Here is a 20,141-nt window from a genome sequence, read left to right as displayed (position 1 = left end):
GCTTCGCGCGCGGCCTGCGACACCGTAAACAGCCTCATGCCGAGCCCCCTACCCTCGCCCTGGTGGCGTCCCGACAGCCATCGCGACCGCCGCCCGTTCCTGACGGCGCGCAACGCCATCAAGCGCAGGCTGCGCGCCTGGTTCGAGGCCGACGGCTTCACCGAGGTGGAGGCCGCGGCCCTGCAGGTCTCGCCCGGCAACGAGGCCCACCTACACGCCTTCGCCACCGAGGCGATCACCACCGACGGCCGACGCTCGACGCTCTATCTGCACACCTCGCCGGAATTCGCGGCCAAGAAGCTGCTAACGGCCGGCGAGACTAAGATCTTCGACTTCGCCCGGGTGTGGCGCAATCGCGAGCGCGGGCCGCTGCACCATCCGGAATTCACCCTGCTGGAATGGTACCGGGCGGGCGAGACCTACGAGGCCCTGATGGCCGACAGCGCCGCCCTCATGGCGCTCGCCGCCGAAACGGCCGGCGCCAAGGCCCTGACCTGGCGCGGCAGGACCGCCGATCCCTTCGTCGAACCGGAGCGGGTGACCCTGGCGGAAGCCTTCGAGCGGTTCGCCGGGATCGACCTGCTGGCCAGCGTTGGGCCGGACGGCTCCACCGACCGCGACGCCATGGCGCAGGCGGCGGCCGCGGCGGGGATCCGGGTGGCCGCCGACGACACCTGGACCGACGTGTTCAGCCGGGTGCTGGTGGAGAAGATCGAACCGAACCTGGGCATGGGCCGGGCGACCATCCTCTGCGAGTACCCGATCTGCGAGGCGGCCCTGGCGCGGCCCAAGCCGGGCGATCTCCGGGTGGCCGAGCGCTTCGAGCTCTATGCGTGCGGGGTGGAGCTGGCCAACGCCTTCGGCGAACTCACCGACCCGGCCGAGCAGCGGCGCAGGTTCCAGATCGAAATGGACGAGAAGGCCCGGGTCTATGGCGAGCGCTATCCCCTCGACGAGGACTTCCTGGCGGCGCTGGAGCACATGCCGCAGGCCTGCGGCATAGCGCTGGGCTTCGACCGGCTGGTGATGCTGGCGACCGGGGCGAGCCGGATCGAGCAGGTGCTGTGGACCCCTGTGGCCGGGACCGACTGATTGCCGGAGGCGGCGCCTTGGGCCATATGCGGCCCATGACCTACCAGACGACCCTGCGCAGCGCGGCGGCGCTCGCCGAGGCCAAGCTGATTTCGCCGGGCCAGCTGCCGAACCTGGAGCGGGTGGCCGCCCAGTACGCCGTGGCCATCACCCCCGCCATGGCCGAACTGATCGAGACCGCCGACGACCCAATCGCGCGCCAGTTCCTGCCCGATATCCATGAGTTGGACGTCCATCCCGACGAGCGCGCCGATCCCATCGGCGATGCGGTGCGCAGCCCGGTGGAGGGGATCGTCCACCGCTATCCCGACCGCGTGCTGCTGAAGATCACCCACACCTGCGCGGTCTATTGCCGGTTCTGCTTCCGCCGCGAGATGGTCGGGCCGCAGGGCCTGGGCGCGCTCACGCCCGCCGAACTGGACGCCGCCCTCGCCTATATCGCCGCGCGGCCGGAGATCTGGGAGGTCATCGTCACCGGCGGCGATCCGCTGGTGTTGTCGGCCCGTCGGCTGCGCGACCTGATGGACCGGCTGGACACCATCGACCACGTCAAGGTGGTCCGTTTCCACACGCGCGTGCCGGTGGTGGAGCCGGCCGCGGTCACCGAGGCGTTGGTCGCGGCGCTCCGGCGGCCCGACAAGGCGGTCTATGTGGCGATCCACGCCAACCATCCGCGCGAACTGACACCGGCGGCGCGGGCGGCGTGCGCACGGTTCGTGGACGCCGGCATCCCCCTGGTCAGCCAGAGCGTGCTGTTGCGCGGGGTCAATGACGATCCGTCGACCCTGGGCGCGCTGATGCGCGCCTTCGTGGAGACCCGGATCAAGCCCTATTACCTGCACCAGGGCGACCTGGCGCCGGGCACCGGCCACCTGCGGACCACGATCGCGCAGGGCCAGGCGCTGATGAAGGCTCTGCGCGGCGACTATTCGGGCCTCTGCCAGCCGACCTATGTGCTGGACATTCCCGGCGGCCACGGCAAGGCCCCGGTGGGGCCGAACTATCTGAGCGCCGATGGCGCGCGGGTTGAAGACCCGAGCGGGGCGCAGCACGCCTATCCGCCGCTCCCTTTCGACTAGCCCCTGAGTGTCATCCCGGAAAGCGCGAAGCGCTTATCCGGGTTTGGGCGCCTATCCGCCCCGCGATGACCCGAACCTCGCCACGAGGTCATAGGCCTCGCCCGGGAAGATCTGGCGGACCTGGGTGACGTGGACAGGGCCGCGCCAGGTGCGGCGGTCGACGGCCAGGCAGGCCGCGCCGCGGGGGATCTCCAGCAGCTTGGCCGTGGCGGCGTCGGCGCCGACGGCGCTGATCCGGTGCTCGGCCTCGGTCCAGGGGACGTGCTCCAGCAGCCAGGCGCCAGGCGGATCCTCCGAGAAGTCGACCTCGGCCGCCTCCGGCGCGACGTTGAGGCTGATCAGGCGGTTCTCGACGGCCAGGGGCCGGCCCGCGGCCAGGTGCAGGCCGCGCAGGTCCAGCAAGGCTCCGCCGCCCGCCAGCTCGATCTCGGCCGGTCCCTTGGCCGCGCGGCGGCGGCTGGAGATCAGCCGGAAGGCGTAGGTCTGGCCGCGACGGGTGACCTCCGAGCGCAGGTCCGGGATGTCCAGCACCGCCGAATGGACCTTGGGCCGGGCCACGAAGGAGCCCGCCCGGCGGCGTCGTTCGATCAGTCCGGCCTCGGCCAGGGCCGTCATCGCCTTGTTCACGGTCATGCGCGAGCAGCCGTGGCTGGCCATCAGCTCGTGCTCGAACGGGATGCGATGGCCCGGCGGCCAGGCGCCGGAGAGGATCTGGGCTTCGATCTCGCGGCGGATGCGCTGATGTAGCGGCGCGCTCATGCGAGCACGCGGGCCAAGGCCTTGCGGTAGTGGCCGGCGATGGCGTCACGGGCGCGGTGGCGACCGCCGCTGACCAGCTTGACGCCCGCGCGCCAGACCCCGTCGACCACGCCCTGACGTCCGGCGAACACCCAGCTGTCGATCAGGGCGTCGCCGCGCCGGGCGGCCAGGGCCGGATGGCCGGCGTCAAGGGTGACGATGTCGGCGGGCTCGCCCACCGCCAGACGCGGCGCCCCGACCCCGAGCGCCTGGGCGCCGCCCGTGAGCGCCGCGCGATACAGGCCCGCCCCGGTGGAATCGCCCGGCTCCGCAGCCATGACATTGCGGTTCCGCCGCGCCAGGCGCTGGCCGTATTCGAGGGTCCGCAGTTCCTCGGCGACATCGATCAGCACGTTGGAATCCGAGCCGATCCCGAATCGCCCGCCCTGCTGGCGGAACTCCGGCGCCAGGAAGAGGCCATCGCCGAGATTGGCCTCGGTAATCGGGCAGAGCCCCACCACAGCCCCGGCGCGGGCCATGTCGGCGATCTCCTCCAGAGTGACATGGGTGGCGTGGACCAGGCACCAGCGCGGATCGACCAGCGCATTGGCCATCAGCCACTCGACCGGGCGCTGGCCCGACCAGGCCAGGCAGTCCTGCACTTCCTGCGTCTGCTCGGCCACGTGGATGTGGATGGGCCCTTCGCCCGCCAGGCCGGTGAGCGCGCTCAGCTCGCCGGGGGTCACGGCGCGCAGGCTGTGCGGCGCCAGGCCGACCACGGCGCCGTTGAGGCTCACGACCGCCCCGCGGCTGGCCTCGAGCAGGCGCGCGAAGCCATCGATGTCGTGGATGAACCTGGCCTGGCCAGGGGTCGGGTCCGCGCCGCCGAAGCCCGAATGGGCGTAGAACACCGGCAGCAGTGTCAGCCCAATGCCGCTTTCGCCGGCCGCCGCGGCGATCCGGGCCGCCATCTCGGCGGGATCTGTGAAAGGCGATCCGTTGCGGTCGTGGTGCAGGTAGTGGAACTCTCCCACCCGCGTGAAGCCGGCCTCCAGCATCTCGACATAGGCCTGGGCGGCGATGGCCTCGACCTCATCGGGGCCTAGGCGTTCCAGGAAGCGGTACATGACCTCGCGCCAGGTCCAGAAACTGTCGCCGTCCGGACCACGCACCTCGGCCAGGCCCGCCATCCCGCGCTGGAAGGCGTGACTGTGCAGGTTCGGCAGGCCCGGGACCGCGGGGCCGTTGGCCGACTCATGCGGCTCGCGCGGCACGCCGTCCTGGACGCGGACGATACAGCCATCCCTCAGGGTCAGGCGAACATTGTCGACCCAGCCCGTCTCCAGCAGGGCGCTTTCGAACCACAGGGTCGTCGTCGGATCGGTCACTGGACAAGCCTCCCGTCTCGGACATATGTCTATACATATTCGACGACCGAGGGAAGGAGGCGGCCATGCGCTGCGACAGGGTCTGGGCCCGCGCCCGCCTCGCCACGCTCGCCTCCGGGCGGCGGGGGCTGGGCGAGGTGGACGACGGCTGTGTCGCCGCCCGCGACGGCCGGATCGTCTATGCAGGGCCAGCCTCCGGGGCGCCGGCCTTTGTGACCGACGAGACGATCGACTGCGAAGGCCGCTGGATCACGCCGGGCCTGATCGATCCCCACACCCACCTGGTGTTCGGCGGCGACCGCGCCCACGAGTTCGAACTGCGCCTGGCCGGCGCCTCCTATGAGGAGATCGCCCGGGCCGGCGGCGGCATCGTCTCGACCATGGCCGCGACGCGGGCGGCCAGCGAGGCGGAGCTGGTCGCCAGCGCCCTGCCCCGCCTGGACGCCCTGATCGCCGAAGGAACGACCACCGTCGAGGTGAAGTCCGGCTACGGGCTTTCGCTGGAGCACGAGCTGAAGTCGCTGCGCGCGGCCCGCGCGCTCGGCCGGCGCCGCCCCGTGACCATCAAGACCACCTTCCTCGGCGCCCACGCCTTGCCCCCCGAATTCAAGGGCGATCCCGACGGCTATATCGACCTGGTCTGCCGCGAGATGATCCCGGCCGTGGCCGCCGAGGGCCTGGCCGACGCCGTGGACGCCTTCTGCGAGGGGATCGGTTTCACCCTGGCCCAGACACGGCGGGTGTTCGAAGCCGCCCGGGCCCATGGCCTGCGGGTGAAGCTGCACGCCGAACAGCTCTCCAACCTGGGCGGCGCGGCGCTGGCCGCCGAGTTCGGGGCGCTGTCGGCCGACCATGTGGAACATCTCGACGAGGCGGGAATCGCCGCCATGGCCCAGGCCGGGGTGGTCGCCACCCTGCTGCCCGGCGCCTACTACTTCGTCCGCGAGACGAAGCTTCCGCCGATCGAAGCCCTGCGCGCCGCCGGCGTGCCGATCGCGCTCGCCACCGACTGCAATCCCGGCACCGCGCCGCTCACCTCCCTGCTGCTCACCATGAACATGGGCGCGACCCTGTTCCGGCTGACGGTCGAGGAGTGCCTGGCCGGCGTCACCCGCGAGGCGGCCCGCGCCCTGGGCGTGCTCGCGGAGACCGGGACCCTGGAGGCCGGCAAACGCTGCGACCTGGCCATTTGGGGCATCGAGCGCCCGGCCGAACTCGTCTATCGCATGGGGTTCAACCCGCTCCATGCCCGCGTCTGGAGTGGACTATGAACGACGTCGTCATGCGGCCTGGTGAGGTGAGCCTCGCCGAATGGGCGGCGATCTACCGTGGCGCGGGGGCGAGGCTCGACCCGGCCTGCGCCCCGCTGATCGCCGAGAGCGCCGCGGCCGTGGAGCGGATCCTGGCCAAGGGCGAGCCGGTCTATGGAATCAATACGGGCTTCGGGAAGCTGGCCAGCGTCCGCATCGCCGCCGCGGACCTGGAGACCCTGCAGCGCAATATCGTGCTGTCGCATGCCGCGGGCGTCGGTGAACCTTCCCCTATCGCGGTGATCCGGCTGATGTTGGCGCTGAAGCTGGGCAGCCTGGCCCAGGGCGCCTCCGGGGTGAGGCCCGCCACGGTCGCCCTGCTGGAAGCCATGCTGACCAGGGGCCTGACGCCGGTCATTCCAGGTCAGGGGTCGGTGGGCGCCTCGGGCGACCTTGCTCCGCTGGCCCACATGGCGGCGACCGTGATCGGAGTCGGCGAGATCTTCGTCGGAGAGGCGCGGCTGCCGGCCGCCGAGGCCCTGGCCCAGGCCGGGCTCACGCCGCTGACGCTCGGGCCCAAGGAAGGCCTGGCCCTGCTGAACGGCACCCAGTTCTCCACCGCCAATGCGCTGGCCGCCCTGTTCGGGGCCGAGCGGCTGTTCCAGACCGCCCTGGTGACCGGAGCCTTGTCGACCGAGGCCGCCAAGGGGTCTGACACCCCCTTCGATCCGCGCATCCACGCCCTGCGCCGCCATGCCGGCCAGATCGAGACCGCCGACGCTCTGCGCGCCCTGATGACCGGCTCGGCGATCCGCGCCTCGCACCTGCAGGGTGACGAGCGGGTGCAGGACCCCTACTGCCTGCGCTGCCAGCCCCAGGTGATGGGGGCGACCCTCGACGTCCTGCGCCAGGCCGCCAGCACCCTCGCCACCGAGGCCAATGGGGTCACAGACAACCCACTGATCTTCCCGGAGAGCGACGAGGCCCTGTCCGGCGGCAACTTCCACGCCGAGCCGGTGGCCTTCGCCGCCGACATGATCGCCCTGGCGGTTTGCGAGATCGGCTCCCTGGCCGAACGGCGCATCGCCATGCTAGTGGACCCGGCCCTATCGGGCCTGCCGGCCTTCCTGACTCCCAAGCCGGGGCTCAATTCCGGCTTCATGATCCCGCAGGTGACCGCCGCGGCCCTGGTCAGCGAGAACAAGCAGAAGGCCTATCCCGCCAGCGTCGACTCCATCCCGACCTCGGCCAACCAGGAGGATCACGTCTCCATGGCGGCCCACGGAGCGCGGCGGCTGCTGGCCATGGTCGACAACGCCACCGCCGTGATCGGGATCGAGCTGTTGGCGGCGGCCCAGGGCTGCGACTTCCACGCGCCGCTGGCCTCCAGCGCCGTGCTGGAAGCCGCCCGCGCCGCCCTGCGCGCGCAGGTCCCGCACCTCTCCGACGACCGCCACTTCCATCCGGACATGGAGGCCGCGATCGCTCTCGTGCGCTCGGGCGCGGTGATCGACGCCGTCCAGGCCGTCAGCCTTCCGGCGGTGTCGTGATGGAGTGGCTGGAGGTCCATCGCGGCGCGGCGCCCCTGGTGGTCAGCTTCCCGCACACCGGGACCATGATCCCGCTGGAAATCGAGAAGCGCCTCGCCTCGCCCTGGCTGGCGCGCAAGGACGCCGACTGGTGGATCGATCGGCTGTACGGCTTCGCCCGCGACCTGGGAGCGACCACCGTGCGCACCGCCATCAGCCGCACGGTGATCGACGTGAACCGTGATCCGTCGGGCGCCTCGCTCTATCCGGGCCAGGCAACCACCGAACTCTGCCCGACCACCACCTTCGACGGCGAGCCGCTCCACGCGGACGGCGGCCCGGACGGCGCCGAGATCGCGCGGCGGCGGGAGACCTATTTCGCGCCCTATCACGACGCCCTGCAGGCCGAGCTGACTCGCCTGCGCGACGTCCACGACAGGGTGGTGCTCTACGAAGCCCATTCGATCCGCTCGGTGATCCCACGCCTGTTCGAGGGCGAACTGCCGAACTTCAACCTGGGCACAAGCTCAGGCGCGAGCTGCGATCAGGCCCTGACTGCCGCCGTCGAGGCGGCCTGTGACGCCAGCGGCTTTTCCCGGGTCACCAACGGCCGCTTCAAGGGCGGCTGGACCACTCGCCACTACGGCCAACCGCAGGCGGGAATCCACGCCATCCAGATGGAACTCGCCTGCCGGGGCTACATGGACGATCCGGCCGAGCCGCCGACCCCGGCCACCTGGCCCGCCCCCTATTCCGCCGCCCAGGCCGCCCCCATGCGCGCGGCCCTCACCGATGTCCTGAAGGCGTGCCTCGCCTTCGCCGAAGCCTGAGTTCTCCATGACCCGCCTCGACACCACCCGCGTCATCCGCCCCGCTACCGGAACGACGCTCACCGCCAAGAGCTGGCTCACCGAAGCGCCGCTGCGCATGCTGATGAACAACCTGCATCCCGACGTGGCCGAGCGGCCCGAGGAGCTGGTGGTCTATGGCGGCATCGGCCGTGCGGCGCGGGACTGGGAGAGCTTCGACAAGATCGTCGAGACCCTGCGCCGGCTGGAGGACGACGAGACCCTGCTGGTGCAGTCGGGCAAGCCGGTCGGTGTGTTCAAGACCCACACCGACGCGCCCCGGGTGCTGATCGCCAACTCCAACCTGGTGCCGCGCTGGGCGACCTGGGAGCACTTCAACGAGCTCGATCGCAAGGGCCTGGCCATGTACGGCCAGATGACCGCCGGCTCCTGGATCTATATCGGGGCCCAGGGGATCGTGCAGGGCACCTATGAGACCTTCGTGGAGATGGGCCGCCAGCACCATGGCGGCGACCTATCCGGCAAGTGGCTGCTGACGGCGGGCCTGGGCGGCATGGGCGGGGCCCAGCCCCTGGCCGCGGTGATGGCCGGCGCCTCGTGCCTGGCCATCGAGTGCAATCCCGCCAGCATCGCCATGCGGCTGCGCACCGGCTATCTCGACCGCTCCACCGAGGACCTCGACGAGGCCCTGGCCTGGATCGAGCGGTCCTGCCGCGACAAGACCCCGATCTCCGTCGGCCTGCTGGGCAACGCCGCCGAGCTGCTGCCCTTGATGTTCGCGCGCGGGATCCGCCCCGACCTGCTCACCGACCAGACCTCGGCCCATGACCCGATCAACGGCTACCTGCCGAAGGGCTGGAGCCTGGAGCGCTGGGCCGCCATGCGCGACCAGGACCCGAAGCAGGTGGAGGAAGCCGCTCGGGCCTCCATGGCCGTGCACGTCCAGTCGATGCTGGACTTCCAGGCGGCGGGCGTGCCGACCGTCGACTACGGCAACAACATCCGCCAGATGGCCAAGGAAGAGGGCGTGACCAACGCCTTCGATTTCCCGGGCTTCGTACCGGCCTATATCCGCCCGCTGTTTTGCCGCGGGATCGGGCCGTTCCGCTGGGCGGCGCTGTCGGGCGACCCCGAGGACATCTACAAGACCGACGCCAAGGTGAAGGCGCTGATCCCTGACAACGCCCACCTGCACAACTGGCTCGACATGGCCGCCAAGCGGATCAAGTTCCAGGGCCTGCCGGCGCGGATCTGCTGGGTGGGACTGGGCGACCGGCACCGCCTGGGCCTGGCCTTCAACGAGATGGTGGCCTCCGGCGAGCTGAAGGCCCCGGTCGTGATCGGCCGCGATCATCTGGACTCGGGTTCGGTCGCGTCCCCCAATCGCGAGACCGAGGCCATGCGCGACGGTTCCGACGCGGTCTCCGACTGGCCGCTGCTGAACGCCCTACTGAACACCGCCTCGGGCGCCACCTGGGTGTCGCTGCACCATGGCGGCGGGGTGGGCATGGGGTTCTCGCAGCACGCCGGCATGGTCATCGTGGCCGACGGCACCCCGGCCGCCGCCAAACGGCTGGAGCGCGTGCTGTGGAACGACCCGGCCAGCGGGGTCATGCGCCACGCCGACGCAGGCTATGAGATCGCCCTCAACGTCGCCCGCGAGAAGGGCCTGGACCTGCCGGGCATCCTCCCATGACACGCGTCCTGCGCGCCGGCGACCAGATCGCGGTCCCCTGGAAGAACGGCGGCGGGATCACTCGCGAACTGGCCGTCCAGCCCGCCGGCGCGCCCATGGACGCTTTCGACTGGCGGATCAGCATCGCCGAGGTGGCGGAGGGCGGGCCGTTCTCCAGCTTCCCAGGGATCGACCGGGTGCTGACCGTGATCGAGGGCGCGGGCCTCAGCCTCAGCATCGACGGGCGGACGGCCGTGACCATGGACGCCACCTCCCCGCCCCTGGCCTTCCCCGGCGAAGCGCGGTGCGAGGCCAGCCTGAAGTTCGGACCGATCCGTGATCTCAACATCATGGTCCGGCGCGGCGTCTCCCGGGCCCACGTCCGGCGGCGCTCGCTGGACGCCGGCGACGCCCTCACCTGCACGAGCGAGGCGACCCTGCTGCTGGCGCTGGAAGCCGTCGCCGCGTCCTGGCCGGGCGGCGAGGCGGCCCTGGCGCGCGAGGACGCCCTACTGGCGCCCGCCGGGACGCAGGTGGGCTTCGCCACCGCCGTCCGCCTGATCGTCGCCGAGATCGATCTCTAGCGTAGAGCGTGACGGTCGCCTGAACCGGTATCCGCTTCAGGCTGTCACGCCCTAGTCGACCGGCACCGTGTAGTTGAGCGCCAGCCGTCCGCCGTCGGGATAGATGGTCTGGCCGGTCATGTAGGAGGCGTCCTCGCTGGCCAGGAACACGGCCACCCGGCCGATCTCCTCCGGCTCGCCGAAGCGCTTGAGCGGCGTACGCTGCAGGACCCTGCGGCGCGCGTCGTCGTTTTCCATCACGCCCTTCAGGATGTCGGTGACGATGGTGCCCGGGCCGATGGCGTTGACCCGGATGCCGTAAGGAGCGAGGCCCAGCGCCATGGCCTTGGTCAACTGGCCGATGCCGCCCTTGCTGGTCACGTAGGCGACCTGGTTGGGGATCGCCAGGATGGCGTTGATCGAGGACATGTTGATGATCGAGCCCTTGATCTTGGCGTCGACCATGTGGCGCGCCACGGTCTGGCCGATGACGAACGGCGCGCGAAGATTGATCGCCAGCACCCGGTCGAAATCGGCGAGCTCGGCGTCGAGGATGTCACCCGGGGCGAGGACCCCTGCGTTATTGACCAGGACATCGATCCGTCCCAGCAGGGCCGCGGCCTTGATCACCGCGGCGCGGGCGGCGTCGGCGTCGGCGACGTCGCAGGTCAGCGCATGGACCTTGCGGCCCGACCTCTGGGCCAGGTCCACGGCGGCGGTGGCCAGCCGCGGGCCGTCGATATCCATGAGGACCAGATCGCAGCCCTCCTTGGCGAAGGCCTCGGCGCAGCCCAGGCCGATGCCGCCGGCCGCCCCGGTGATGAGCGCGCAGCGCCCCTCCAGACGACCACTCACCACACACCCACGTTCGGCATGGAGGCCCAGGGCTCGGCCGGCGGCTTGGCAGGACCGGCCTGCAGCAGCTCGATGGAGATGCCGTCCGGCGAGCGGACGAAGGCCATGCGTCCGTCGCGCGGCGGGCGGTTGATGGTCACCCCGCCGTCGGCCAGCCGCTGGCAGGTCGCGTAGATATCGTCGACCGCATAGGCCAGATGGCCGAAATTACGTCCGCCGCCATAGTCCTCGGGGTCCCAGTTATAGGTCAGCTCGACGGTCGGGGCCTTGCGCTGGGCGGCTGTCTCCGCGTCGCCCGGGGCGCACAGGAACACAAGGGTGAAACGCCCCCCGGGGTTTTCGGTGCGCGAGACCTCCATCAATCCGAGTTTGTCGCAGTAGAAATCGAGCGAGGCGTCGAGATCGGCCACGCGGACCATGGTGTGCAGGTATTTCACGACGTGGGGGCTCCCTTCGAAGACTGGCCGCCGTGGTGTGCCGCCAGGTTAAGGTCTACGCAAGGCTGTGCTGCGAACCTATGGCGTAAAGGGTACAATATCCGCCGAACCACTTACCTGTCCGCGATTTCATTTGCGCTCGCAGAACGGTGGAATAACAAGGCGACGCAACCTATTTGGTGAGCTGGGGCGTGCGGCCGGATTGGGACGGTCGCGACATTGCTGCTGCGCTCGGGGAACGGCTGGATGCGCTTAAAACCACAGTACCTCTTCGCCTTGATCCTGGTCGGGGTGCTCGTCCTGGCCTTCGTGGTCGGGACGACCATGAACGCCGCGGGCAAGGCTGGAAAGGCCGAGGCCAAGACCGCGGTTCAGACCAAGGCGGCCGATCCGACCGTCCAGGCGGTGCTGACCCCCGAGGTCGCCAAGCCCTATATCGTCACGATCCGCGGCCGTACCGAGTCGGCTCGCAGCGTCGTCGTCAAGTCCGAGAGCGCCGGCGTGGTCGCCGCGACCCCGGCGGTGGAAGGCTCCTATGTGCGCAAGGGTACGGTGCTCTGCCGCCTGAACGTCGACGCCCGCCAAGCCACGCTCGACCAGGCGCGCGCCAACGTGCGTTCGCGCCAGCTGCAACAGAAAGCCTCGGCCGATCTCGCCGCCAAGGGCTACCGCTCCCAGACCCAGGTCCTGCAGGACCAGGCCAACCTTGACGCCGCCGCCGCCGCCGCGCGCCAGGCCGAGATCGGGGTGGAGCAGATGAACATCCGCGCGCCCTTCAACGGCGTGTTCGACAAGCGCGAAGCCGAGATCGGAACCTATCTGGCGCCCGGCCAGGCCTGCGGCACCATGATCGAGCTGAACCCGCTGCTGATCGTGGGCGACCTGCCGGAGACCGAGGCCTCCAAGGTCCGGGTCGGGGCCAACGCCACGGCTCAGCTGACCTCGGGCGAGAGCCTCTCGGGCCGCATCCGCTACGCGTCGCGCGAGGCCGACCCCATGACCCGCACCTATCGGGTCGAGGTCACGGCCAACAATCCCAACCTGATCCGCTCGGGGCTCTCGGCCTCGGTCAAGATCGGCACGGGTGTTGGTCCGGCCCACCTGATCCCCCTGTCGTCCCTGGTGCTGGACGCCAAGGGCCGCCAGGGCGTCCGCTACGTCCTCGACGACAACCGCGTGGCCTTCTCCCCCGTCACGGTGCTGGAGGAGACCCCGCAAGGCATCTGGGTGACGGGCCTGCAAGGTCCCGTCCGCATCATCACCGTTGGCCAGTCGTACGTGGCCGAGGGTCAAAAGGTTCGCGTGGGCGTCGCGCGCTAAGCGCGATCCCGCGGTAGGAGACTGGGCAGATGATCGGACCTCTGATCGACGGCGCGATCAAACGGCGCAAGGTCGTGCTGGCCGTCACCCTGATCGCCAGCATCTTCGGCCTGTTCGCCTATCTGGCGATGCCGCGGGAATCCAACCCGAACATCGACTTTCCCTTCATCTCGGTGGTGGTGCCCTATCCCGGCGTCAGCCCCGAGGACGCCGAGCGGCTGCTGGTGCGACCGCTGGAGACCGAACTCCAGGCGATCGAAGGCATCAAGGAGATGAACGCGGTCGCCCGCCAGAGCATGGCGATCGTCAATCTTGAGTTCGAGGCCGACTTCGACAAGGACAAGGCCCTGGGCGAGGTCCGCGCCAAGGTCGACCTGGCGCGCGGCGAATTCCCGCCGGACGCCGAAGAACCGATCATCGAAGAGGCCAATTTCACGGGTGAGCCGATCATCGGCATCGTGCTGTCGGGCGCCGCGCCCGAGCGGACCCTGTTCCAGATCGCGCGCTCCCTACAGGACCGGCTGGAAAGCGCCCCTGGCGTGCTGGAGGTTTATCTGAACGGCGGTCGCGAGGAGTTCCTCGAGGTCACCATCGACCCGGCGCGGATGGAGGCGGCCAACGTCACCACAGGCGAGCTGGCCCAGGTGATCGGCCGCAACAATCAGCTGGTCCCTGCCGGCAACCTGGAATCCACCACCGGCAAGTTCGCCGTGAAGGTGCCCGGCGTCGTCGAGAAGCCGGAAGATATCCTGGCCCTGCCGATCAAGAAGAACGGCGATCGGCTGATCACCGTTGGCGACATCGGCGACGTGCGCCGGACCTTCAAGGAAGCGACCCTCATCACCCGCTTCAACGGCCAGCCCGCCTTCTCGGTGGACGTGGCCAAACGCTCGGGCGCCAACATCCTCGACACGGTGAAAGAGGTCCGCAAGGTCGTCGCCGAGGAGCAGAAGCGCTGGCCCGAGACGGTCAAGGCCAACTATATCTTCGACGAAAGCGACTTCATCGGCCGCACCCTGGTGGTGCTGGAGAGCGGCCTGCTGACCGCCACCATACTGGTCATGCTGATCATCGTGACGACGCTCGGCATCCGCCAGGGCCTGATGGTCGGCGCGGCGATCCCGGCCTGTTTCCTGCTGGCCTTCCTGATGCTGAACGCCAACGGCGTGACCCTGAACCAGATGGTGATGTTCGGCCTGGTGCTGGCGGTCGGCATCCTGGTCGACGGCGGCATCGTGGTGGTGGAGTACGCCGATCGGAAAATGGCCGAGGGCATGCCCAAGGAGGAGGCCTTCGCCGCCGCCGGCAAGCGCATGTTCTGGCCGGTGCTGAACGGCACCCTGACCACGCTCTGCGCCTTCCTGCCGTTCCTGTTCTGGAACTCGATCCCCGGCAAGTTCATGAGCTTCCTGCCCATGACCCTGTTCTACGTGCTGGGCGCCTCGATCTTCATTGCGCTGATCTTCACCCCGGCCCTGGGTTCGATCTTCGGCCGCAAGGCCGCGGTCGACGCCGATCACCTGGCCGAGATCGAGAAGTCCGAGCGCGGCGACCCGCGCCAGATGAAGGGCTTCATGGGCTACTACGCCCGGATGATCGACGTGCTAGGCCGCCACCCCGGCCGCACGGTGCTCGGCACCATCGCGATCATCGTCGTCATCGTCTTCGCCTTCATCAACGCCAAGAAGCCCTCCGAATTCTTCCTGCAGCAGGACCCGGAATGGGTGAACGTCTATGTGAAGGCCCGCGGCAACCTCTCGCCCCAGGCCCAGGACATCCTGGTCAAACAGGTCGAGAGCCGCCTCCAGGGCATCAAAGGCGTCAACTCGATCTTCGCCCGCACCGGCACGAGCAGCCCCGGTGGCGGCCCCAACTCCGCGCCCAACGACACAATCGGTCGGCTGAACCTCGACTTCGCGGAGTATGAGGAACGCCAGGCCTTGGGCCTGGTCGGCAAGGACATCGCCAACGAGGTCCGCAAGCGCGTCACCAACCTCCCCGGCATCGAGGTCGAGGTCCGCGAGCCGCAAGGCGGGCCGCCCACCGGCAAGGACGTGCAGGTCGAACTGCGCGGCCAGGATCCGGTCGCGCTCAACGCCGCGGCCGACATGATCAAGGCCAAGTTCGCCAGCGACCGCCAGCTCTACGAGATGGAGGACAACCGCACCTCCCCCGGGATCGAGTGGAACCTGGCGGTCGATCGCGAGGCCGCTGGCCGCTACGGCGTCGACGTCCTTTCGGTCGGCCAGGCCATCCAGTTCGTGACCGGCGGCGTGCTGGTGGGCCGCTTCCGCCCCGACGACGCCGACGACGAGCTGGACATCCGCGTCCGCTTCCCGCCCGAGGCGCGCAACGTGGCGGCCTTCGACACCCTGAAGATTCCGACCGCCAGCGGCCCCGTGCCGGCCAGCTACTTCATCAAGCAGATGCCGGCCCAGCAGGTGACGACCATCCAGCGCCGCGACGGTCAGCGCCTGGTGGTCATCCAGGCCAATACGATCGAAGGCGTCGACGCCAGCCCGAAGATCGAGGAGCTCCGCCCCTGGCTGGAGAAGGCCACCATTGACCCCTCCGTCCGATGGAAGTTCACCGGCGCCGACGAGGAAGGCCGCGAGGCCGCGGTGTTCTTCATGACCGCCATGGCCGTGTCGCTGTTCCTGATGGGCGTGATCCTGCTCTGGCAGTTCAACTCCTTCTACGGGGTGGTGGTGACGCTCTCGGCGGTGGCGCTGTCCACGGTGGGCGTGCTGCTGGGGGTCGTGGTCAATCTCGGCCACACCTTCGATTACATCTCGGTGATCATGCTGGGGACCGGGGTCGTGGCCCTGGCCGGCGTGGTGGTGGGCCACAACATCGTGCTGGTGGACACCTACTATCAGCTCCGGCGCCAGGGCTTCCCGGCCGATGAGGCCGCGGTGCGCTCGGCCGCCCAGCGGTTCCGGCCGGTCATGCTGACCACCCTGGTGACCGTGGTCGGCCTGCTGCCGTTGATGTTCCAAGTGCACCCGAACTTCCATGGCATGCACATGGAGTACAAGGCTCCCGGTTCGGAATGGTGGGTGCAGCTCTCCGGCGCGGTGGTCTGGGGCCTGTCCTTCGCCACCCTGCTGACCCTGATCCTGACCCCGACCCTGCTGGCCGCGCCCAAGGTGGCCTCGCGCCGGTTCGCCTGGTTCTGGAGCAAGACTGGGGCGAAGGTGTTCAAGCCTCGCCAGACGCCGTCGCGGAAGCCTTCGGTGGTGTTCGGCGACGACGACAGCCTGCCCAAGGCCGCGGAGTAGGGACTTTTCCCTCCTCCTTGTGGGGAGGGAAGAGAGGGCGCCTCAAACCTCCCGCGTCTGCCGGCGCCAGAGGGCGGCGTATTCGCCGGCGTTCTCCAGCAGCTCGGCGTGGCGGCCCTGCTCGACGATGCGGCCGCGGCGCAGGACCAGGATCAGGTCGGCGTCGACCACGGTGGAGAGTCGGTGGGCGATGACCAGGGTGGTGCGCCCTTCCCTCACCTTGCGCAGGGTGGCCTGGATCGCTTCCTCGGTGGGGCCGTCGAGGGCGCTTGTGGCCTCGTCCAACACCAGAAAGCGTGGATCGGCCAGCAGGGCGCGGGCGATGCCCACCCGCTGGCGCTCGCCGCCTGAGAGCTTCAGGCCGCGCTCGCCGACCAGGGTCGCCATGCCGTTCGGCAGGCCGTCGATGAAGGCTCCCAGCTCGGCGGCCTCGGCCGCGGCGCGGACGTCGGCGGCGCCGGCCTCGGGTCGGGCGAAGGCGATATTGGCCGCGATGGTGTCGTTGAACAGGGCCACGTCCTGCGGGACCAAGGCCACCGCCCGGCGCAGGGCCAACTGCCGGATCTGGCGCAGGTCCACGCCATCGAGGGTGATCCGGCCGCTCTGCGGATCGATCAGCCGCAGGGCCAGGCGCACCGCCGTGGTCTTGCCCGCGCCGGAAGGACCCACCAGGGCCACCGTCGAGCCCGGCGCGGCGCGGAAGTTCATGCCGATCAGGCCGGTGGAACGCGCGTCGTGGCGAAACTCCACGTCCTCGAACACGATCTCGGCCCCGCGGCCGGTGGCGGGCGGCAAGTCCCGCGCGTTGGCCGCGTCGACGATGTCGGGCTTCAGCGCCGTAAGCGCCACCATCTGTTCCATGTCGATGAAGGCCTGGCGGATCTCGCGATAGTTGAAGCCCAGCATGTTGAGCGGCCCGTAGATGCCGATCAGCAGCAGGATGGCCATGGTGACGTCGCCGATCCGCATGCGGCCTTCCAGCACCTCGTAGCCGGCCATAACGGTCATCAGGGCCAGCCCGAGGTTCAGCACCACCGACTGGATGGCGTTCAGCAGGGAGAGCGAGGTGTTGGCCTTCACCCCGGCCTTCACATAGTCGCCCATGGCCGCCTCGTAGCGGCCGACGGTGCGGACCTCGGAGCCAAAGGTCTTGACCGTCTCGTAGTTCAGCAGGGCGTCCACCGAGAGGCCCGCCGTGCGGCTGTCGGCCTCGTTCAGCTCGCGCCGATGGGCCAGCCGCCAGTCGGTGATCTTGAAGGTCAGCACCGTGTAGACGACGATGGTGGCGAAGGCGGTGAGCGCAAAGCGCCAGTCCAGCCGAGTGGCCATGACGATCATGGCCAGGACCAGTTCGATGGCCGTGGGGCCCAGGTTGAACACCACACTGCGCATTAGGAAGTCGGTGGACCGCGCGCCGCGGTCGATGATCCGGGCCATGCTGCCGGTCTGCTTGCCCTGGTGGAAGTCCAGCGAGAGGGCAAGCGCATGGGCGAAGGTCTCGGTGGCCGCCTTGGCCATGGTCGACTGGCTGACCACGGTGAATATGGCGTCGCGGGCATAGGGCGCGCAGGCCGCGACCAGGCGCATGCCGACGAAGGCGAGCGCGAAGGCCACGAAGCCCACGCCGACCTCGGCCGCCGGGGCGCCTGCCCCAGGCGCCAGGGTGTTGATCGCCTCCCCCAGGGCCACGGGCGCGCCCACCCCGGCCAGCTTGCCGACGAAGACCAGGGCCAGGGAGGCGCTGACCCGCCATTTGAGACCGGGCGCGCCCGAGCGCATGACCAGCCGGCCGAGATCGGCCATCGAGCGCCAGAAGTCGAACTTGACCGAGGCCGGGGAAATCGCGCCGGGAACGGCGAAGCCGCGCGCCGTGCTGGGATGGGCGAAGGTCAAGTCAGGACGCTCATTTCAGCAACAGGGTGGACTGGGCGCCGCCGCCCGGCGTCATCCAGTCGACCCGCAGGCCGGAGCCCGCCTGGATGGCGCGGAACGGCCCTTCGGCCAGCGGCGGCGCGGAGGTGGCGTCGACCGTCACGGAGTTCTCGGTGGCGTCGCCGAACACGTCGACCTGGTGCGCGCCCGGCGGCAGGGGCTGGGTGAGCGCTATGGCGTAGCGGCCCGTCGAATCGGCGCGACCGTCGGCGGTCTGGCGCCCGTCGATATGGACGCTGAGCGCCGCCCCGGCCGGAGCACGGCCGGAGACCACCGCCCCGCCCTCCCGGTCGAAGTCCACGGCGTCCAGGCCGTTCTGGCCGCGCGGACCGATGCGCAGGGCCCCTGCCCCGGCCCTCAGCAGCACGGGCTCGCCCTGGGGCGTGAGCAGAAGATAGCCTTCACCCTGGGCGGTGCGAGGGCCGCTGGCGGCCGAGATCCCGTAGATTCGCGCCTCGGTCGAGGCCGGCAGGGTGACCCGCCAGACGCCCTTAGGGTCGGCGTTGGCGAAGACCGTGTCGCCGGCGGGCGTGGCCAGCCGCACCCTGGCCCCGGCCGGCGCCGCGCCGGACAGCACGAGGCTCGCCCCCTGGAGACGGGCGGCGGTGACGGTGGGGGGCGTCAGATAGGCGGTCTCGGGCAGCGCCTGGGGCGCCGTTCCGGGCACGATGACCGGCGAGGTCCCCTCGCCACACCCGGCGAGCGGAGCCAACAGGGCTGCGAAGATAAGAAACGGCGCGCGGAACACGACTTGCTTGAAACTCCTTAACCCGGATCATAGCTAATTGGACCTTCCAGGCGCATCCGCAAGCGCGCCCGGAACGGAATATTCTCCCGGAGCCTAAGCGAATGGGGCCAAAGCCCGCCCATCTTGAATCGGTCTGTGTGTTCTGCGGCTCGTCCGACGCCGCCGAACCGCAGCTGCTGGCCGACGCGGCGACCCTGGGCCGGGGCCTGGCGGCCGAGGACCTGACCCTGATCTATGGCGGCGGCGGGGTCGGCCTGATGGGCGCCTGCGCCATCGCCGCCCACGAGGCCGGCGGCCGGGTGCTGGGCGTCATTCCGCACTTCCTTAAGGAGCGCGAGCGCCGGTTGGACGTGGTGGAGACCATCACCGTCAGCTCGATGCACGAACGCAAGCAGATCATGTTCGAACGATCCGACGCCTTCGTGGTGCTGCCCGGCGGTATCGGCACCTTGGAAGAGGTGGTGGAGCTGCTGTCCTGGCGGCGCCTGGATCTGCACGCCAAGCCAGTGGTGTTCTTCAGCCCGGACGGCTTCTGGGAGCCGCTGTTCCAGCTCTTCCAGCACACGGTGGATCACCGCCTGACCCCCGCTTCGTTCATGCAAAGCTGGATCTCGGTCGATCGGATCGAGGATGTCATCCCGGCCCTGCTCGAAGCGCCGGGCGACGTCGAGACGCCGCCCGTCGCCGCCCAGATGACCTGAGGCCTAGAGGCCATTGTCGCCGGACTGAAGAATGCGGCGAGGATCAGGTCCCGAACGTCACATAGCCTTCGGCGGAGATCGGCCAAGCCGAGTTCCAGGCGACCTCCCACGCATGATCGTCCGGATCGGCCACATAGCCTCGGAACCCGCCATGGGTTGGCGCGTCCCCCCCCTCAGAAGCCGCCCGCCGGCTGACACCAGCCGGGCGATGACCTCATCCACCTCCTCCGCCGATCCGACATTGTGCGCGAGGGCGAAGGCGCCAGGCGTCGCCAGGCCGGAACGCCCCATATCGCCTTCCAGCGCGCCCTTCAGCCACGTGCCGAGCACGAAGCCGTTCATCTGGTAAAAGGCGATCTCGTCATTCTCGAACACCGGAGACCAGCCGAAGCCGTCGCGATAGAAGGCCTTGGATCGGTCGAGGTCTGTGACGCCAAGGGTGATGACGGCGATCTGTTGTTGCATGTTGGATCACTCCACGAATGCTCGCTGGGACCGGCGCGCTCACAAGCGAACCCTTGGCCGAAACGCTCTAGCTGTGGAGCCTCAATAGGTTGTCCTGATCCAAGCCGAGTCGGCTGATGGGTGTCTGGGACTTTATCGCGCCGTGCGGTCGATGCCAGTTGTAGCGATGCAGCCAGAAGGGCAGCTCGGCGGTGCGGCGATCTGAGGTCGGGTAAGCCTGGGCGTAGGCCCATTCCCGTAGCGCGGTTTGGATGAAGCGTTCGGCCTTGCCGTTGGTCT

Annotated in this window: 18 protein-coding genes; 10 read left to right on the top strand and 8 right to left on the bottom strand. The window is 69.5% G+C overall.

Translation table 11 applies throughout. The annotated features are described in order from the left end of the window. The first annotated feature begins 36 nt into the window (after positions 1-36). Entirely contained in the window at positions 37-1,092 is a 1,056-nt protein-coding gene (gene epmA, locus Q8Q88_RS16060) for an EF-P lysine aminoacylase EpmA (RefSeq protein WP_305676194.1), read from the top strand. A 35-nt stretch (positions 1,093-1,127) separates the two neighbouring features. After that, complete coding sequence (locus Q8Q88_RS16055; protein WP_305676193.1) at positions 1,128-2,171, top strand: lysine-2,3-aminomutase-like protein; 1,044 nt, start codon at positions 1,128-1,130, stop codon at positions 2,169-2,171. A 51-nt stretch (positions 2,172-2,222) separates the two neighbouring features. Here Q8Q88_RS16055 and hutC read toward each other — a convergent pair whose 3' ends face one another. Both hutC and Q8Q88_RS16045 read right to left on the bottom strand, forming a co-directional pair. Further along, complete coding sequence (gene hutC, locus Q8Q88_RS16050; protein WP_305676192.1) at positions 2,223-2,930, bottom strand: histidine utilization repressor; 708 nt, start codon at positions 2,928-2,930, stop codon at positions 2,223-2,225. Next, on the bottom strand, positions 2,927-4,297 hold the full coding sequence (locus Q8Q88_RS16045) for a formimidoylglutamate deiminase (RefSeq protein ID WP_305676191.1): 1,371 nt from the start codon (positions 4,295-4,297) through the stop codon (positions 2,927-2,929). The genes hutC and Q8Q88_RS16045 overlap by 4 nt, the downstream gene beginning before the upstream one ends. A 65-nt stretch (positions 4,298-4,362) precedes the next feature. Here Q8Q88_RS16045 and hutI point away from each other — a divergent pair, with 65 nt between their 5' ends. From hutI to Q8Q88_RS16020, 5 genes are read left to right on the top strand one after another with little or no spacing between them, the layout of a single operon-like run. Then, a complete protein-coding gene (gene hutI / locus Q8Q88_RS16040) occupies positions 4,363-5,568 on the top strand; it encodes an imidazolonepropionase (protein ID WP_305676190.1) in 1,206 nt (401 codons plus the stop codon). Further along, positions 5,565-7,097, top strand: a complete 1,533-nt coding sequence (gene hutH / locus Q8Q88_RS16035; protein WP_371129872.1) for a histidine ammonia-lyase — start codon at positions 5,565-5,567, stop codon at positions 7,095-7,097. The genes hutI and hutH overlap by 4 nt, the downstream gene beginning before the upstream one ends. Next, the gene (gene hutG, locus Q8Q88_RS16030; RefSeq protein WP_305676189.1) at positions 7,094-7,906 is read left to right on the top strand and encodes an N-formylglutamate deformylase; all 813 of its coding nucleotides are present in this window, start codon (positions 7,094-7,096) and stop codon (positions 7,904-7,906) included. Before hutH ends, hutG begins: the two co-directional genes overlap by 4 nt. A 7-nt stretch (positions 7,907-7,913) precedes the next feature. After that, positions 7,914-9,581: a urocanate hydratase gene (gene hutU, locus Q8Q88_RS16025; RefSeq protein ID WP_305676188.1), complete on the top strand. Its 1,668-nt coding sequence runs from the start codon at positions 7,914-7,916 to the stop codon at positions 9,579-9,581. After that, positions 9,578-10,144 carry a HutD family protein gene (locus tag Q8Q88_RS16020; RefSeq protein WP_305676187.1) on the top strand — a complete coding sequence of 189 codons (567 nt, stop codon included), beginning with the start codon at positions 9,578-9,580 and terminating at the stop codon, positions 10,142-10,144. Before hutU ends, Q8Q88_RS16020 begins: the two co-directional genes overlap by 4 nt. A 51-nt stretch (positions 10,145-10,195) precedes the next feature. Here Q8Q88_RS16020 and Q8Q88_RS16015 read toward each other — a convergent pair whose 3' ends face one another. Beyond that, entirely contained in the window at positions 10,196-10,978 is a 783-nt protein-coding gene (locus Q8Q88_RS16015; protein WP_305676186.1) for an SDR family NAD(P)-dependent oxidoreductase, read from the bottom strand. Beyond that, entirely contained in the window at positions 10,975-11,415 is a 441-nt protein-coding gene (locus Q8Q88_RS16010; protein ID WP_305676185.1) for a VOC family protein, read from the bottom strand. Before Q8Q88_RS16010 ends, Q8Q88_RS16015 begins: the two co-directional genes overlap by 4 nt. A 246-nt stretch (positions 11,416-11,661) precedes the next feature. Here Q8Q88_RS16010 and Q8Q88_RS16005 point away from each other — a divergent pair, with 246 nt between their 5' ends. Together Q8Q88_RS16005 and Q8Q88_RS16000 are read left to right on the top strand one after the other, a co-directional pair. Then, positions 11,662-12,735, top strand: a complete 1,074-nt coding sequence (locus Q8Q88_RS16005) for an efflux RND transporter periplasmic adaptor subunit (RefSeq protein ID WP_305676184.1) — start codon at positions 11,662-11,664, stop codon at positions 12,733-12,735. A gap of 29 nt (positions 12,736-12,764) precedes the next feature. Beyond that, positions 12,765-16,016: an efflux RND transporter permease subunit gene (locus Q8Q88_RS16000; RefSeq protein WP_305676183.1), complete on the top strand. Its 3,252-nt coding sequence runs from the start codon at positions 12,765-12,767 to the stop codon at positions 16,014-16,016. A 42-nt stretch (positions 16,017-16,058) separates the two neighbouring features. Here Q8Q88_RS16000 and Q8Q88_RS15995 read toward each other — a convergent pair whose 3' ends face one another. Together Q8Q88_RS15995 and Q8Q88_RS15990 are read right to left on the bottom strand one after the other, a co-directional pair. Further along, the gene (locus Q8Q88_RS15995; RefSeq protein WP_305676226.1) at positions 16,059-17,819 is read right to left on the bottom strand and encodes an ABC transporter ATP-binding protein/permease; all 1,761 of its coding nucleotides are present in this window, start codon (positions 17,817-17,819) and stop codon (positions 16,059-16,061) included. Between the two features lie 100 nt (positions 17,820-17,919). Beyond that, positions 17,920-18,696 carry a hypothetical protein gene (locus Q8Q88_RS15990; protein WP_305676182.1) on the bottom strand — a complete coding sequence of 259 codons (777 nt, stop codon included), beginning with the start codon at positions 18,694-18,696 and terminating at the stop codon, positions 17,920-17,922. Positions 18,697-18,797: 101 nt separating this feature from the next. Here Q8Q88_RS15990 and Q8Q88_RS15985 point away from each other — a divergent pair, with 101 nt between their 5' ends. Further along, complete coding sequence (locus Q8Q88_RS15985) at positions 18,798-19,397, top strand: TIGR00730 family Rossman fold protein (RefSeq protein WP_305676181.1); 600 nt, start codon at positions 18,798-18,800, stop codon at positions 19,395-19,397. A gap of 57 nt (positions 19,398-19,454) precedes the next feature. On the opposite strand, the gene Q8Q88_RS15980 is transcribed toward Q8Q88_RS15985, so the two are convergent. Both Q8Q88_RS15980 and Q8Q88_RS15975 read right to left on the bottom strand, forming a co-directional pair. Then, the gene (locus tag Q8Q88_RS15980) at positions 19,455-19,862 is read right to left on the bottom strand and encodes a VOC family protein (RefSeq protein WP_305676180.1); all 408 of its coding nucleotides are present in this window, start codon (positions 19,860-19,862) and stop codon (positions 19,455-19,457) included. A gap of 67 nt (positions 19,863-19,929) precedes the next feature. Continuing rightward, positions 19,930-20,141, bottom strand: a 212-nt coding sequence (locus Q8Q88_RS15975) for an integrase core domain-containing protein (RefSeq protein WP_305676179.1), incomplete at its 5' end; no start/stop codon positions are given.

Origin of the sequence: Phenylobacterium sp., assembly GCF_030697925.1 — a bacterium.
Lineage (GTDB): Bacteria > Pseudomonadota > Alphaproteobacteria > Caulobacterales > Caulobacteraceae > Phenylobacterium.
The sequence above is the reverse complement of the archived record's forward strand: the minus strand, read 5'-3'. Positions and strand labels throughout refer to the sequence as shown.

What these genes read in the sequence shown, in the direction of transcription:
- epmA (WP_305676194.1), top strand. Translation starts at nt 37, where the DNA reads ATGCCGAGCCCCCTACCCTCGCCCTGGTGGCGTCCCGACAGCCATCGC.
- Q8Q88_RS16055 (WP_305676193.1), top strand. Translation starts at nt 1,128, where the DNA reads ATGACCTACCAGACGACCCTGCGCAGCGCGGCGGCGCTCGCCGAGGCC.
- hutC (WP_305676192.1), bottom strand. Translation starts at nt 2,930, where the DNA reads ATGAGCGCGCCGCTACATCAGCGCATCCGCCGCGAGATCGAAGCCCAG.
- hutI (WP_305676190.1), top strand. Translation starts at nt 4,363, where the DNA reads ATGCGCTGCGACAGGGTCTGGGCCCGCGCCCGCCTCGCCACGCTCGCC.
- hutH (WP_371129872.1), top strand. Translation starts at nt 5,565, where the DNA reads ATGAACGACGTCGTCATGCGGCCTGGTGAGGTGAGCCTCGCCGAATGG.
- hutU (WP_305676188.1), top strand. Translation starts at nt 7,914, where the DNA reads ATGACCCGCCTCGACACCACCCGCGTCATCCGCCCCGCTACCGGAACG.
- Q8Q88_RS16020 (WP_305676187.1), top strand. Translation starts at nt 9,578, where the DNA reads ATGACACGCGTCCTGCGCGCCGGCGACCAGATCGCGGTCCCCTGGAAG.
- Q8Q88_RS16005 (WP_305676184.1), top strand. Translation starts at nt 11,662, where the DNA reads ATGCGCTTAAAACCACAGTACCTCTTCGCCTTGATCCTGGTCGGGGTG.
- Q8Q88_RS16000 (WP_305676183.1), top strand. Translation starts at nt 12,765, where the DNA reads ATGATCGGACCTCTGATCGACGGCGCGATCAAACGGCGCAAGGTCGTG.
- Q8Q88_RS15995 (WP_305676226.1), bottom strand. Translation starts at nt 17,819, where the DNA reads ATGGCCGATCTCGGCCGGCTGGTCATGCGCTCGGGCGCGCCCGGTCTC.
- Q8Q88_RS15985 (WP_305676181.1), top strand. Translation starts at nt 18,798, where the DNA reads ATGGGGCCAAAGCCCGCCCATCTTGAATCGGTCTGTGTGTTCTGCGGC.
- Q8Q88_RS15980 (WP_305676180.1), bottom strand. Translation starts at nt 19,862, where the DNA reads ATGCAACAACAGATCGCCGTCATCACCCTTGGCGTCACAGACCTCGAC.